Source organism: Seinonella peptonophila (assembly GCF_900129355.1).
In the GTDB taxonomy this organism is placed as follows: Bacteria; Bacillota; Bacilli; order Thermoactinomycetales; family Thermoactinomycetaceae; genus Seinonella; species Seinonella peptonophila.
Genome location: NZ_FQVL01000001.1, coordinates 143678 through 158755, shown reverse-complemented (window position 1 = coordinate 158755; position 15078 = coordinate 143678). Strand labels below are relative to the sequence as shown.

The 15078-nt window shown below is 37.5% G+C and carries 10 protein-coding genes; 6 read left to right on the top strand and 4 right to left on the bottom strand.

Annotation, left to right across the window (positions count from 1 at the left end; all coding sequences use genetic code 11):
* Positions 1-94 precede the first annotated feature (94 nt).
* The 3 genes from BUB71_RS00715 to BUB71_RS00705 all read right to left on the bottom strand — a co-directional run bounded on the left by BUB71_RS00715 (position 95) and on the right by BUB71_RS00705 (position 4389).
* Positions 95-1792, bottom strand: coding sequence for an ABC transporter permease/substrate binding protein (locus tag BUB71_RS00715; RefSeq protein ID WP_073150398.1), 1698 nt, complete (start codon positions 1790-1792; stop codon positions 95-97).
* Positions 1789-3000, bottom strand: a complete 1212-nt coding sequence (locus BUB71_RS00710) for a quaternary amine ABC transporter ATP-binding protein (protein WP_073150394.1) — start codon at positions 2998-3000, stop codon at positions 1789-1791. Before BUB71_RS00710 ends, BUB71_RS00715 begins: the two co-directional genes overlap by 4 nt.
* 330 nt (positions 3001-3330) lie before the next feature.
* Complete coding sequence (locus tag BUB71_RS00705) at positions 3331-4389, bottom strand: alpha/beta fold hydrolase (protein ID WP_084730878.1); 1059 nt, start codon at positions 4387-4389, stop codon at positions 3331-3333.
* A 714-nt stretch (positions 4390-5103) separates the two neighbouring features.
* On the opposite strand from BUB71_RS00705, the gene BUB71_RS00700 reads away from it, so the two are divergent.
* Positions 5104-5730: a nitroreductase family protein gene (locus tag BUB71_RS00700; protein WP_084730876.1), complete on the top strand. Its 627-nt coding sequence runs from the start codon at positions 5104-5106 to the stop codon at positions 5728-5730.
* 102 nt (positions 5731-5832) lie between these two features.
* Here BUB71_RS00700 and BUB71_RS00695 read toward each other — a convergent pair whose 3' ends face one another.
* A complete protein-coding gene (locus BUB71_RS00695) occupies positions 5833-6255 on the bottom strand; it encodes an endonuclease domain-containing protein (protein WP_073150386.1) in 423 nt (140 codons plus the stop codon).
* A gap of 805 nt (positions 6256-7060) precedes the next feature.
* Here BUB71_RS00695 and BUB71_RS00690 point away from each other — a divergent pair.
* From BUB71_RS00690 to BUB71_RS00670, 5 genes are all read left to right on the top strand, one after another.
* Complete coding sequence (locus BUB71_RS00690) at positions 7061-7951, top strand: Vgb family protein (RefSeq protein ID WP_073150383.1); 891 nt, start codon at positions 7061-7063, stop codon at positions 7949-7951.
* A gap of 8 nt (positions 7952-7959) precedes the next feature.
* The gene (locus BUB71_RS00685) at positions 7960-8580 is read left to right on the top strand and encodes a Vat family streptogramin A O-acetyltransferase (protein WP_073152561.1); all 621 of its coding nucleotides are present in this window, start codon (positions 7960-7962) and stop codon (positions 8578-8580) included.
* 575 nt (positions 8581-9155) lie between these two features.
* Positions 9156-9365, top strand: coding sequence for a hypothetical protein (locus BUB71_RS00680; RefSeq protein WP_139278939.1), 210 nt, complete (start codon positions 9156-9158; stop codon positions 9363-9365).
* A 1014-nt stretch (positions 9366-10379) separates the two neighbouring features.
* Positions 10380-12974, top strand: coding sequence for a phosphoenolpyruvate synthase (ppsA, locus tag BUB71_RS00675; protein WP_073150377.1), 2595 nt, complete (start codon positions 10380-10382; stop codon positions 12972-12974).
* 359 nt (positions 12975-13333) lie between these two features.
* On the top strand, positions 13334-14830 hold the full coding sequence (locus tag BUB71_RS00670; RefSeq protein WP_073150374.1) for a malate:quinone oxidoreductase: 1497 nt from the start codon (positions 13334-13336) through the stop codon (positions 14828-14830).
* Positions 14831-15078 lie beyond the last annotated feature (248 nt).

Genomic DNA, 15078 nt, shown 5'->3' with positions numbered 1-15078 from the left:
ATGAAGGTGATTGAGCCTTCATCCTGAATATATATTGATAGACGATCTATGTTACTTCTTGTGGGATCAATCTTCTTTTTTTACTGAAGAAAAATTACTTTACCCATTGCTTCACTAGTTTTGGATGCTTTTGAATCCATTCCTTTGCAGCCGCATCAGGTGAAGTGCCACTGTGTATCTTCATCATCACCTCTTGCATATCATTCACTGTCCAATGAAAACGGTCGATAATCTGATAAACTTTTGGTTTATCCTGCTTCAACCCTTTACGCACAATTGTATGAATACTCTCTGTTCCTCCATACATTCCTTTTGGGTCCTCTAGAAATTTAAGATCATAAATCGCAAATTTCCAGTGTGGAACCCAACCGGTTACCACTATCCACTCTTTTTCCTTGATTGCTTTTGCAAGTGAGGCAGTCATCGCTGCATCAGAGCCTTCCACTAACTTCATTGGCAAATGATAATTTTTTATCACTGATTGTGTTTTACTCATTAAACCTGCTCCTGGATCGATTCCAATTATCTGTCCTTTGAACCGATCAGACACTGATGCCAATTCATCAATTGAACGAATTGATACGTATTTAGGCACAACTAAACCTACTCGGGTTCCTTCTAAATTTGGACCTAAATCATCCACCTTACCCTTGCTTGCTTCCATTAACGGTTTAGAGGTTGTAGGGAGCCAAGCTGCTACATGAGCATCTACCGTTCCCGAAGCAACCCCTTGCCACATCGGCCCTGCCTCTACCTGTTTCATTTCTACTTGAAATCCTTGACTTTCTAAAACGTTTTTCAAAACATGTGTACTTGCAATCTCAGTCTCCCAATTCACATAAGCAAGGGTTACTTTTTCTCCTTCTTCGCGTGGAAAAATGCTTATGATAGCAAGTACCCCGATAACAACAGATAACACAATTCCTGTCCATTTTCTCCAAAAGCTATAACCTTGCCGTTTTTTATTACTTTGATCTCCTACATTTTGAGTTAAACGGTCTAATAGAATCGCAATAATCACAATAGAAAGCCCTGCTTCAAAGCCACGACCTACTTTTAGGCGTGAAATCGATTCTAGAACGATCGATCCTAATCCACCTGCCCCAATCATGGAAGAGACGACAACCATTGACAAAGAAAGCATAATGGTTTGGTTAATTCCTGCCAAAATAGTAGGTTTAGCTAATGGGATTTCAACCTTCCATAGCTTTTGCCAAGGTGTTGATCCAAATGCATCTGCTGCTTCTTTTAATTCAAGTGAGACTTGGCGTAATCCTAGACTTGTAAAGCGAATGGTAGGAGGCATAGCAAAGATAACTGAAGCAAAAACGCCAGGTATCGTTCCTAATGAAAAAAAGAATACGGCAGGAATTAGATAAACAAATGCTGGCATCGTTTGCATAAAGTCGAGAATTGGTTTTACGATATTTTGTATTCGTTCATCTTTTCCTGACCATAATCCAATAGGAATACCTATGATCAATGAAATCAAAGTTGCTGTTAATACAAGAGAAAGTGTTTCAATACTTGCTTTCCAGTAACCTAAGTGATCGATCAATAAAAGTCCAATAATGGTGAAGATGGCAATACGAAAGCGACTGATCCACCATGCGATTGTCCCGATTAGAAGGATCGTAACAAGTGAAGGCATAACAGTGAGGAAACGCTGAAAAAAATCAACAGTTGGTTGGATTAGATGGCTAATCAATTGAAATAAGGGTTTCCAATGAACTTGTAGCCAATTGACAATGGCATCAATCCATTCCGCAAGTGGTAATTTAAATGCAGTCACTTATCTTCACCTCCTGTTCCTGCTAGTGCGGCAAAGATAGCGCCACGACCCACAATACCTATTAATCGCTGATTATCATCTACTACTACTGCTGGATGAGTGAAATCTTGCTCCGCCATAATGGGAAGTAATTCACTAATTGAGCTCTCTTTTGAAACTTGCACCACATCATGGACCAACACATCAGCAACTGATTTTCCAGTCTCTAACGCTTTTCGAGCACCGTCCGCTGTCAATAATCCCTGTACTTTTTTATCCCGATCAATTGCTACCAGAGTTGGAATGCCCTTTTCGCGCATCTTTTTCAAAGCAACACGACAACCCTCTCGTCCAATCAGAACCGTTTCTCCTTTGCGCATGATTGACTCAATGGTCAAAATATCCGTTAAGTTTACATCTTCTACAAATTTCTTCACATATTCATCTGCCGGATTTGTTAAAATCTCTTCAGGTGTTCCAATTTGAACAATCGATCCATCGCGCATGAGTGCAATCCGATCACCAATACGTAATGCTTCGTCGAGGTCATGTGTAATGAAGATAATGGTTCGTTGCAATGAACGCTGTAACTCTAATAGCTCATCCTGCATTTCCTTACGAATGAGTGGATCAAGTGCACTAAAGGCTTCATCCATCATTAGAATATCTGGATCATTTGCTAATGCTCGTGCTAATCCTACGCGTTGTTGCATACCCCCGCTTAATTCATCAGGATACCGCTCTCCCCAACCATCTAATCCAACTAACTGTAAGACTTCTAAAGCCTTATTTTTTCTTTGTTCTATTTCAACCCCTTGAATTTCCAATCCGTATTCAACATTCTCTCGTACTGTTCGATGAGGAAAAAGCGCAAAGTGTTGAAAAACCATTGCTAACTTCTTCCTTCTAATATGCCGTAATTGAGTGATCGGCATTTGCACAATATCTTCACCATCAATAAAAATCTGACCAACTGTTGGTTCAATCAATCGATTGAGCATACGTAGTAAGGTTGATTTACCACTGCCTGATAGACCCATGATCACAAAAATCTCACCTGTTTCTACATCGAAAGATACTTGATTCACCCCTACTGTTAGTCCTGTTTTTTTATATATTTGTTTCTTATCCACTCCATTAATTAATAATTTGAGTGCTTTTTTAGAAGTCCGACCAAATATCTTAGTGACATTTCTAACTTCTATTTTTTTCAAACTAATTACCTCCATTCATTCTTATGTTTTCCACTCGTCTACTGGAATCAATCATCTATATATTTCATTTTTTTACCATTAAATAACAAAAACCGTTGAATATTCAACGGTTCAGCTACACGGTAGATATAAGTAAAATAGTTCTCATCGGTCCACAGTTCCCATTTTTTAACTAATCGTTGTTAATTAACTATTTTTGTTATCATCAATAAAGTAGCTATGAATGGAGATGAAGAGGTGAATATCATTGATTGAAGAAGAACACAAAAAGATACTTGAACAGTAGTCCTCAATAGATAAAAATTCTATACATTTGATCTGGCTTTCACCCTAATTCTTCTACATTCACAATTGCACATCTTCTAAAAAATTAACCATAATCTCCGTAAATTCCTTAGGTTTATCGTAATGTATATCATGTCCAGGGGAATCAATATTGATCCTCTTTCCATTTTCTAATAATTCAACTACTTTATCAGCATCTTTGTCTGATAACGCTGCTAATAATAAATCTTCATCATACTTAGTGGCTGCTTTGATGAAAATAGTTGGACTTTTAATTTTTGATAGCACCAGTGCTTGATTGTAGTCTTCAAACCAAGTATTATCATAAAATGTTTCCCCAAACCTTCTATCATATGGATATGTTACAGATTCAAATATCCTATTGATAGTAGGAGGTAAATAAAATAAGTGTACTGGTTCATTTGGATTCTTTTCTTTATAAGATTGAGCATCTTTTGAAAACCTATTCCAAAGGAGATTGCCAAAAACTTTTCTCCAATAGTTATGTTTTAAATAGTATGTGAAGTAATCTTTTACTTTGTTTTGATTTTTAAAATCTTGATACAGTTTAAAATCATATACCCATGCATACGTCTTTTCTTGTTTACCAGGTTCTGTTGCAAAGAAAGGCGAATCTTCGATCACTACCCCTAGCACAAGATCTGATGAATGCGATGCAATCCATGCTGCAATCATTCCACCCGATGAATGACCAGAGATGACTGTTTTCTTACCTATTTTAGCTTTAATAAATTCAATAAAATCTTTAGATATTTCTTTAGCTGAATATTTCTTAGGATTCTTATCAGATCCTCCATGTCCATGGCAATCTACAGCATATACGTGATAATGTTTTGATAACTCAGGCAGTACTTTCGCATAATCCTTCCAATTCATACCTTGACCGTGAATCAATAATAAAGGTATTTGTCCATTGTCTGGTCCTTCTCCATAGTTTAAAACTGTTCCATCTCTTAACTTCATTTGTTTCTCGGTAAATCCCGCATTGTACATTTTCGCTAATGGTTTCTTGATATAGGTCATATTCGTATAAAAATATGATCCAATCAAGAATAGAAACACTAGAATTGCACCACCGATCATCATATCCAATCCCATTTGTTATACCTGATCCTTTCGTAATGCATGTTCTTTCTAAATCATTTGTAATCCCCAAATTGGTTAGAAGAGGTTGCTACCTTGGAATTATCTCATACTATACTCCTTTTAAAAATTGTTTCACTTTTTGTAGTAAAAAACAATGGACATTGTTTAGTGTTCATAAATTCTCACCAGCATGATGATCAAAAAGGCTACTACTTGTGAATCATTCCGGCTGTTTAACGATCAGGGATATGAATCATCTTCGGTTACACCTTACCGTGGTGAAAATGGGTATTTTTAATCAAATCCCCTTAATATTGTAAATTTTCCTTTTTCTAGTGTCACCTCTAATTTACCGACTACCTGCTCGTAAAGGTGTTGGTTAAATTTTTTTATTTACATTTTGTACCGATACAGTTTGTGAAATTCAATATATGCATTTGTTGCATATCTAGGTAAAGTTACTATTGTTGACTAGCTAGTTGGCAAGTTTCATGTTAGTTCTATAAATCAAATGACTTAAGTCAATTAATTAGCATGCTTATGTTTATTCATTTCACTGTGTTAAATATTATCTAACTTAAAGATGTGAATATTCCGAAATAATTAAGACCCTATTCATTTACATGAGCAGTCATTACTGTTCATGTAATAGATGACATCATGACCATTGTAAGGATTATATAATTGCAGATTTGAGTTATCAATAAAAATAAAAGGAGAATGATTATGCAAAAAATGTTATCTTTTTCTGAAGTGCTGAAAAGTCGTCATGCTGTTCGTCAATACAAAAAAGATTATGTGATTCCAGCTAATGAGCTACAAGAAATTCTTCAACTAGCCCAAACCGCCCCTTCAGCATGGAATTTACATCATTGGCGCGTAATCGTGATTCAAGATCCAGCACAAAAGAAAGCCATTTCCCCAATTGCTTATCATCAGAAACAAGTAGTGGATGCATCTGTTGTCTTTATTGTTTTGGGCGACCTTGAAGCAAATAAAACAGCTGATGCCGTGCATAAACCACTTGTAGATGCTGGACTCATGTCAGAGGAAGCGTACCAGCGGGCATTGCAAGATATCAATGATGCTTTCCAAGCGCCCTTATCTGTAAGGCGAGAAAGTGCATTTTTAAATGCTTCTTTGTTTGCTATGCAACTTATGTTAGCTTTAAAATCAAAAGGGTATGATTCTGTTCCGATGGGCGGCTTTCAAGCGGATCAACTGTCTGAGAAGCTCCAAATCCCTGATCGATATATTCCGATCATGATGATTGCTGCAGGAATCGCTTCAGCTCCAGCATATAAAACAATACGTTTACCAATAGAAGACGTTGTGGTAAACGAATCATTCTAGCAAACAGCATCTCAGAACCATAATTTCAAAAAACAGTATACAGTATACAGTGAAATATCTTTTGAAGACATTGCGGGTCATAATAAATCTTGATCCGCTTCACTATATACTTTTCCTTTTACCGATTTGTAGCTGAACTTTTTCTATGCAGTGGTCAATTTTGTGATAGATCTCTTTTCCCGAAAGACGTATCACTTTCCAGCCATTCGAACGTAATATACGACTTTTCTTCTGGTCTCGTTTACGTTGCTCTGCTGTGTGGTGGTGCTGATAGCCATCACATTCTATGGCAATTCGATGTTTTCGCAATACCAAGTCTACCTCATAACCACACGTTTGATATTGGGTAATTACTTTATATCCTCTGCGTTTTAAAGCAAAGTACATTTTTTCTTCAATGGGTGAATCACATTTTATCCATTGCCAATCTGGAATCTTCCTACTCTTCATTAAGTGATATATAAATTTAAATATCCGTTTTATTTTTCGTCGTTCTCTGCGCAATGCAACATGAAGTGGAGCCATTTGGATGTTTTTGTTTCTCCTTTTTTAAACATATACCCTTTTATAAATGGAATCATTCATAAGATCTTTCCCTCATCTCAAAGTGAAATGATAAATATAGATTTAATAAAATAAAGGAGCTATATTCTTGTGGCAATACTATCTACAATAATGAGCAAATTTGTTTTCAAAAAATTAAAATATATAATCCCGATAAGTTTTCTTTGTGAAAATCACGCTTTTTGTGTAAAATAATTGCTGACCAGTTTCCGAGCATCCCTTACGTGTATTGAAAGGACACTACTGAGGATCTACACGATGCAACGTTTTTGTTAGAACGAACCCTATGGAAGATCATGATGACTGCTGATTCCTGTGTGATCTGTGGTGAAGCAACAGCAGACTGTGATAAGAGACTTCATTGTTCGGAATGCTGTCCAGGTAATTGCCGTGACCCCAGAAAACGCGGTCTAGGGTAAAAAAGTAAGCCTTGGTGACAGTGGTTAACCAATTACCACTGTCACCAAGGCTTTATTGAACTTTGTATGATATCAATCCCCTGTTATACAAAACGATAGAAGATGTCTTGGTTTTTCACGTCATTTATGATAGAATCAAAACATTAAAATGAGAGGGTGACCGTTAAGTCGATGATTTACTAATCCTTTATCCATTAACAACTTCAAAAATGATCAAACAAATGTATCATTTTCTTTGGATAGGATTAGTATAGGCTTTTTCAAGCACACAACGGTACCTCCGGTATGAGGTTTCTATTTGTACATCTTGCCTCCTATCCATGGAAATGGATTGGAGGTTATTTCTTATGCAGGTACAATTTCGCGAATTCACTCTTCCCTCTGGTGACTCGGCTCCATACAGTATTACTTCAGGTCAAGATAGAACCCTTTGGTTTACTGATAACAAAAGAAATAAAGTTGGAACTATTACCCATTCTGGTGCTATTGATGAATTTTCGATCCCAACTGCAAATGCTGGGCTTTCCGTCATCATGGCAAGTACGAATGGTGATATCTGGTTTACAGAAAATAAAGCAAATCAAATTGGTCGCATTTCAAATGGAATTATCGATGAATATCCTCTTCCACATTCTGATTCGGAACCCTATGGAATAACAGAAGGACCCGACGGTATGATTTGGTTTACGGAATTAGCTGGAAATCGAATTGGACGGATTACAAAGTCAGGGAAAATAGATGAATTTCCGCTGCCCCAACGAAATTCTTTTCCTTCATTTATTACAGCAGGTTATGATGGAGCTCTTTGGTTCACGGAAAATCAAGGAAACCGGATTGGAAGAATTACTTCTGAAGGGAAAATAGATGAATTTGAAATTCCTACACCACAGTCGGGACCAGTTGGCATTGTAAGTGGTCCTGATGGAGCTTTATGGTTTACGGAAATCCTGGGAAACCAAATCGGGCGTATTTCCATACACGGTTCAATTGAAGAATTTCTTCTTCCTACTCCTTCAGCCAAACCGCACGCGATCATAAGTGGTCAAGACAATGACTTATGGTTTACCGAATGGGGAAGTAACCAAATTGGACGAATCACAATCAATGGAGAAATCACATCGTACCCTATTCCTACGCCAGAATCAGAACCTCATGGAATTACAATCAGTTTTGATGGCGCTGTTTGGTTTGCAGAGGAAAAAAACAAAATTGGAGAATTGAGATATAACAAGGAGTGAGTCGTTTGATAGGACCAAATCCAAATGTAAAATACCCGATTAAAGGTAATCAAAATGTACAATTTATCAAGCCTACCATTACTCGCCCTAACATCATTGCAGGTAACTATTCATACTACTCGGCAAGAAACGGAGAGCATTTTGAAGATCAAGTACAGCATCATTATGAGTTTATTGGCGATCAATTGATCATCGGTAAGTTTTGCTCCATCGCAGCTGGAACGACTTTTATAATGGATGGAGCTAATCACCGGATGGATGGCTCAACATATCCATTTAATATTTTTGGTCATGGTTGGGAACAACATTCACCCTCCCTAGACGATTTACCTCTAAAGGGGGGAATCCGAATTGGGAATGATGTATGGATTGGACAAGATGCAACGATTCTGTCAGGAGTGACAATTGGGGATGGTGCAATTATTGCTACTCAGTCTGTTGTTACCAGATCAGTAGAACCTTATACCATTGTTGGTGGTAACCCAGCTAAACCAATACGAACCCGTTTTTCCAAAGAAAATATCGATGATTGGTTAGCGATTAGATGGTGGGATTGGGAAATAGAACTAATCTCAAAGCATATTAATTTCATTATGAATGGTGATATCAATCAGTTGAAGTCAATTTGAAAATAAAGCAAGGAAATAAGCGCACTGTTGTAGTAAACGACAGTGCGCTGACTAATTCGTTTAATTAACTCCACACCTCTATCATTTGAAAATACTTAGCTTATTCCTCCAAAAGCTCTCGATGAGTTCCTCGCTCGATAATTCGACCTGCTTCCATTAAAAATGATCTCATCAGCAAGGGATCGCCACTCCTAAGCGAAACTGATATTTTCAACCAAGGATAAATGATAGCATATATAGTTTTGGAACAAGACTGTGATGTGTTGTTGATAGGAATTCAATTTACAGCATGCAGTGGAATTTTATTAACTGGATAGATTTCCATTAAGATATCTGAAATCACCGGATTTTTATGGTTTGGATAGGTAAAGTTAATCCCGTTTAGGGGTCACCGTACATGCCCCTAAGTAGGATAAATCAAAATCGTGTTGATTTTGGATTGAAATAGGTTACTCTAGTTTTAGAGTTATAATATACTGATAATGATAGCAATAGCCACACAACGCCATCAGAGCGTTGCGAGCCTGGAAGGGCATATGGAAGAACCAAGGGAAGAGCCGTCGGGCGAAACTTCGATGGAAGGGACAGAACAAACAGAATTAAAGAAAGTCATCATTAATCCTATTGAAGGAGGAGTAGAATTCAAAACCAGTAACTCCGAAGACCCCTCTTTTTTCTTCACCTATGAAGAATGGGAGGCGTTCAAGGCAGGGGTAGAAGCAGGAGAGTTTGATCTCTCCATATTGGCACTCTTTAAAGATTTTGGTTCAGAGACCGAATCCTGAGAGTAAGCATGCCTTCGAGTTCGCGCAAGTGCTTGAAGGCATGCTTAGTATCGGTACAGAATTAAGATGCCAAGCTTAGAAAGAGCATCAACTCCTATTTCTCGAACCGGGCGTACTACTTTCAACGCATCTGACTCTCCAAGAACACCTCTGGTCTTTGAAGAGCTGTTTTGACTCATTCAAGTCATCCCTTTCCACATGAAGTTTGTTCTCGGTGATTCTTCTCCATATCTCTTCCATTACGAAGAGCATTCGAATATTAGAATCACTCCGTACAATCTGAACAGGTTATTAGTAATCAAGAGTGGAAGTAACTCCTAGCATGAAATGCTCATGGATGATTCTGTTGATTTTGCGATGCTTGTAGTTTTTAGGAAATTAAATCCCTATCAACTCATTGCGTTACTATATGATATATTCGCCGCCTTTGACGGGGCACCACAGACTATGAAAATTGTTCGATGAGCCTCATCACAGACTAATTTTCATGGTAGCTTACTCCTCCCTAGTCTACTTGTCATCATAAACTATCTCAACTTTGACGGTTACATGGTTATTGGGTTTGTGTTGATATTCTCCATCGTTAGATACAAAAAGACTCAGATTTACTCTGAGTCAAAATACTTTGTGAGCAAAATAATGAATAGCTCCGCTCTCTATTAAGATATCCACCAAGAAAAATCAGCACAAAAGGTACGATTGTAACTGTTATGTTTCATTTTTTATCCTATATGGTTCATTAAACAATACATCTCTCCCATCTCTATTATAAAACATAAATAAGATAAGAAATAGACTGTTTATTAGTGGAGCCAGGGTCTAGAATTTATACATATATTTGATTCAAGGCGACCATGAACACGATAAATTCTTTGTTTCATCTTTTATCGTCTAGAAGTTTAGATATAGTCGTGATCTGAATCATGTATATGCTTAGCAACTAACAAAAGACAAGTGTCGTAATGACTCTAAAACATCAAAGAATAAAAGCGTTTCAAGAAAGGGAGAATTGGAATGGGTTCTTATGTTGTTCGTTTTCAAGAGATTGATAAAACGCAGCTTTTGCTCGTTGGGGGAAAAGGGTTGCATTTAGGAGAACTATCGAAGATCCATGGTATACACGTGCCCTCAGGATTTTGTGTTACAACAGAAGCCTATCAAAAAGCCCTTGAACAAAATGAAACATTACATGAATTATTAGATCAACTTACACTGCTAAAGTTAGAAAATCGAAATCAAATTGGTGAGGTCAGTAGAAGGATTCGAAAAAATATAATGGAGATAGAAATTCCTTCCGAAGTTGTAAAAGATATTACTCACTCCATCTCCCAATTTGGCGAAGAGCATGCTTATGCAGTACGTTCCAGTGCAACTGCTGAAGATTTACCACATGCCTCTTTTGCGGGACAACAAGATACCTATTTGAATGTCATTGGAAAAGAAGCTATTTTGCAGCACATCAGTAAATGTTGGGCCTCCCTTTATACAGATCGAGCTGTGATCTACCGAATGCAAAATGGATTTGACCACAGACAAGTTTATTTATCTGTTATCGTTCAACAGATGGTGTTCCCACAAGCATCAGGAGTCTTATTTACTGCTGATCCAATTACCTCTAATCGAAAGCTCCTCTCTATCGATGCTAGCTATGGATTAGGAGAGGCCTTAGTCTCCGGTTTCGTATCTGCCGATTGCTATAAGGTAAAGGAAGAGAAAATTGTCGACAAAATGATCGCAACCAAAAAAATAGCTATTTATGGACGAAAATCAGGGGGAACTGAGTCGAGGCAAATTGATCCTGAGCAGCAGAAAACGCAAACACTTACTGATCAACAAATTTTACAGCTCGGACGCTTAGGAAGACAGATCGAATCGTATTTTGGTTGTCCCCAAGATATTGAATGGTGTCTAGTTGATAAAACATTTTATTTTGTGCAAAGTCGCCCTATCACTACTTTATACCCTATTCCTGAATCCGATGATCGAGCAAATCGCGTTTACGTATCCGTTGGTCATCAACAAATGATGACTGACCCCATGAAACCATTGGGATTGTCATTATTTCTTTTAACAACGAATGCATCCATGCATAAAGCTGGTGGAAGATTATTTGTTGATATCACACATAATCTGGCTTCACCTGATGGCAGAGAAATGTTATTAAATACCCTAGGACCATCCGATCCGCTCATAAAAGATGCACTCATGACCATCATAGAGCGAGATTTTATACAATTGCTACCAAATGATAGTCCTAGTAAAAACAATCTCAGTAGATTCTCAGCAGATATACAAATCGAAAACGATCCGACAATCGTTTCCGATTTGATTGAGAGTAGTCAAACTTCGATAAAAGAGTTAAATCAAAACATTCAAATGAAATCAGGATCAGATTTATTTGATTTTATTCTGGAAGATCTCCAGCAGTTAAAGAAAATTTCATTTGACCCTCAAAGTTTGCGTGTGATTATGGCTGCTATAAATGCTTCATCATGGATCAATGAAAAAATGAACCAGTGGTTAGGTGAAAAAAACGTAGCAGATACGCTTTCCCAATCTGTACCACACAATATTACTTCAGAAATGGGTCTGGCGCTATTAGATGTTGCCGATGTGATTCGTCCTTATCCAGAAGTAATCAATTATTTACAACAAGTTCAAGATGATCACTTTTTGGATGAGCTGGTTCAGTTTGATGGTGGACAAGAAACAAAAGATGCTATCCATAATTATCTTAACAAATATGGAATGCGATGTGTCGGAGAAATCGATATCACGAAAACTCGTTGGAGCGAAAAACCAATTATACTTATCCCCATGATTCTTAATAACATCAAAACATTCGAGCCGAATGCTAGTAAACGGAAATTTGAACAAGGGCGACAGGAAGCTTTGAAAAAAGAACAAGAGTTATTAAATCGATTGAAGAAACTACCAGATGGTGAGCAAAAAGCAAAAGAAACAAAAAAAATGATCGATCTAATCCGGAATTTCATCGGTTATCGCGAATATCCAAAATATGGAATAATCAATCGCTATTTCATTTATAAGCAGTCCTTGATGAAAGAAGCTGAACAACTCGTAGACGCTTGCGTGATTCATGAGAAAGAAGATATATACTATCTCTCTTTTGAAGAACTTCATGAAGTCGTACGGACAAATAAACTGGATTATCAAATCATCAAAAAACGAAAAGACGAGTACAGATTATATGAAAGATTAGCGCCTCCACGTGTTATTACGTCTGATGGTGAGATCATTTCGGGCGAGTACAAACGAGAAAACCTCCCAGACGAAGCGATTGTCGGTCTACCGGTTTCTACTGGTGTGATAGAAGGCAGAGCACGTGTTATTTTAAACATGGAGGATGCTGTATTAGAAGATGGAGACATTTTGGTTACCACTTTTACAGACCCTAGCTGGACACCTTTGTTTGTATCCATTAAAGGCCTAGTTACCGAAGTCGGCGGACTGATGACCCATGGAGCAGTTATCGCACGTGAATATGGTTTACCTACTGTTGTCGGTGTTGAAAATGCTACAAAGTTGATAAAAGATGGACAACGCATTCGAGTAAATGGAACAGAAGGCTATATCGAAATATTATGATTTATGTTTGCTAACAAGATCCATCCTCATACTTCACACAAGAGATGAAATTGCTAAACAAATCAACGTAGATATCCGATACTTGATAATACCCAATTCTATCGCATTCCCAAGTATTTCACCCCATCACGAAAGTTTCTCGAACATTGCTCACATACAACAGAATTTTGTTACTTATAAAACTTATATCTTATGTATATATTAATATGTCATTCGGGTTTGAACCTCTTTATAATTATTTGTAAAATGTTTATGAAGTAGTAGTGCGATTCAAGTTTTGAAAAGATTACAAAGTTAGACACCACAATATTGAACATCCATATCTTTTCTGTAAATTTTAGAGTAAAAGGTTGGTAAAAATGAGTAATAGAGAGACGAAAGCAGATGTGATTTTAATTGGTGCTGGAATCATGAGTGCGACGTTGGGGACGCTCTTGAAAGAATTAGTACCAGAATGGGATATTAAAGTGTTTGAGAAGCTCGCAAACGCAGGGCAAGAAAGTTCAAACGAATGGAATAATGCGGGTACAGGTCATGCGGCATTGTGCGAGCTTAACTACACTGTCGAAAAATCGGATGGATCTGTAGATATTAGTAAAGCGATTAAAATAAATGAACAGTTTCAGCTTTCGATGCAGTTTTGGTCCTATCTTGTAAAAAGTAAGTTGATAAATAATCCTCATGATTTTATCATGCCATTACCTCATATGAGTTTGGTGCAGGGGAAACAAAATGTATCCTTTTTAAAGAAACGTTTTGAAACGCTATCAAAAACCCCTTTATATCAAGATATGGAATTTTCTGACGATACAAAGAAATTAATGGAATGGATTCCACTTATTATGCAAGGTCGAACTTCGAACGAACCTATAGCTGCAACAAAAATAGATTCTGGAACAGATGTCAACTTTGGCGCGTTAACGCGCATGTTATTTGACCACTTAGAGAGTAAAAATGTCGATATTCGCTATAAACATTGTGTAAATAATATGAAACGTACGAAAGATGGATTGTGGGAATTAAAAGTCCGAAATCTCAATAGTGGAGATATCGAACGTTGTCGTGCAAAATTTGTCTTTATAGGGGGAGGTGGGGGAAGTCTGCATTTACTGCAAAAATCCGGTATTCCAGAAGGAAAGCACATCGGCGGATTTCCAATAAGCGGAATATTTATGGTCTGCAATAATGCAGATGTAATCGCACAACATCATGCCAAAGTGTACGGTAAAGCTAAAGTAGGTGCCCCGCCAATGTCTGTTCCACATCTTGACACCAGATATATCGATAATAAAAAATCATTACTTTTTGGGCCCTTCGCTGGCTTTTCACCAAAGTTTTTAAAAACAGGCTCCATGTTCGACTTAGTATCATCCATAAAACCAAATAATGTTTTAACAATGTTGGCGGCAGGTGCAAAAGAGATGTCGCTGACTAAATATCTGATTCAGCAAGTGATGTTATCGAAAGAACAACGCATGGAGGAGCTACGTGAATTTATCCCGAATGCTAAAAGCGAGGATTGGGATTTAGTAGTAGCGGGTCAGCGTGTACAAATTATTAAAAATACTGCCAGTGGCAAAGGAACACTTCAATTCGGTACAGAAGTAATCACTTCTGCTGATGGCTCGATTGCAGCATTATTAGGCGCTTCTCCAGGTGCTTCAACAGCCGTACATGTAATGCTTGAAGTCATTAAAAGATGTTTCCCTCATCTGATGGAAGATTGGGAACCGAAAATCAAAGCGATGATTCCCTCTTATGGTGTCTCTCTACTTGAGAACCCATCGCTTCTACGTGAAATTCATATTTTCACATCACAAATGCTAGGTTTAGACGAAAAGAAAATTAGTTTATAGATGTTAGCCTCCTTGATTCGATTCTGTTTTGGAAATCGCTCTAGTTAAAGGGTGTGCAATCACTCATTCTGTGCAGTTCTACAATAGCAATTCCTGCTAGTTGATGGGTGACTGTACGCTCATCTTTGTTAACAGAATATTTATTAGTTCAGATCCTTTCTTTTTCAAGCAATGATAATATCCAGATATTCGTAAATGGATTGTTGATAGTGATAGTCTATTTGAGGTACAAAGGAGATATGTTTGAG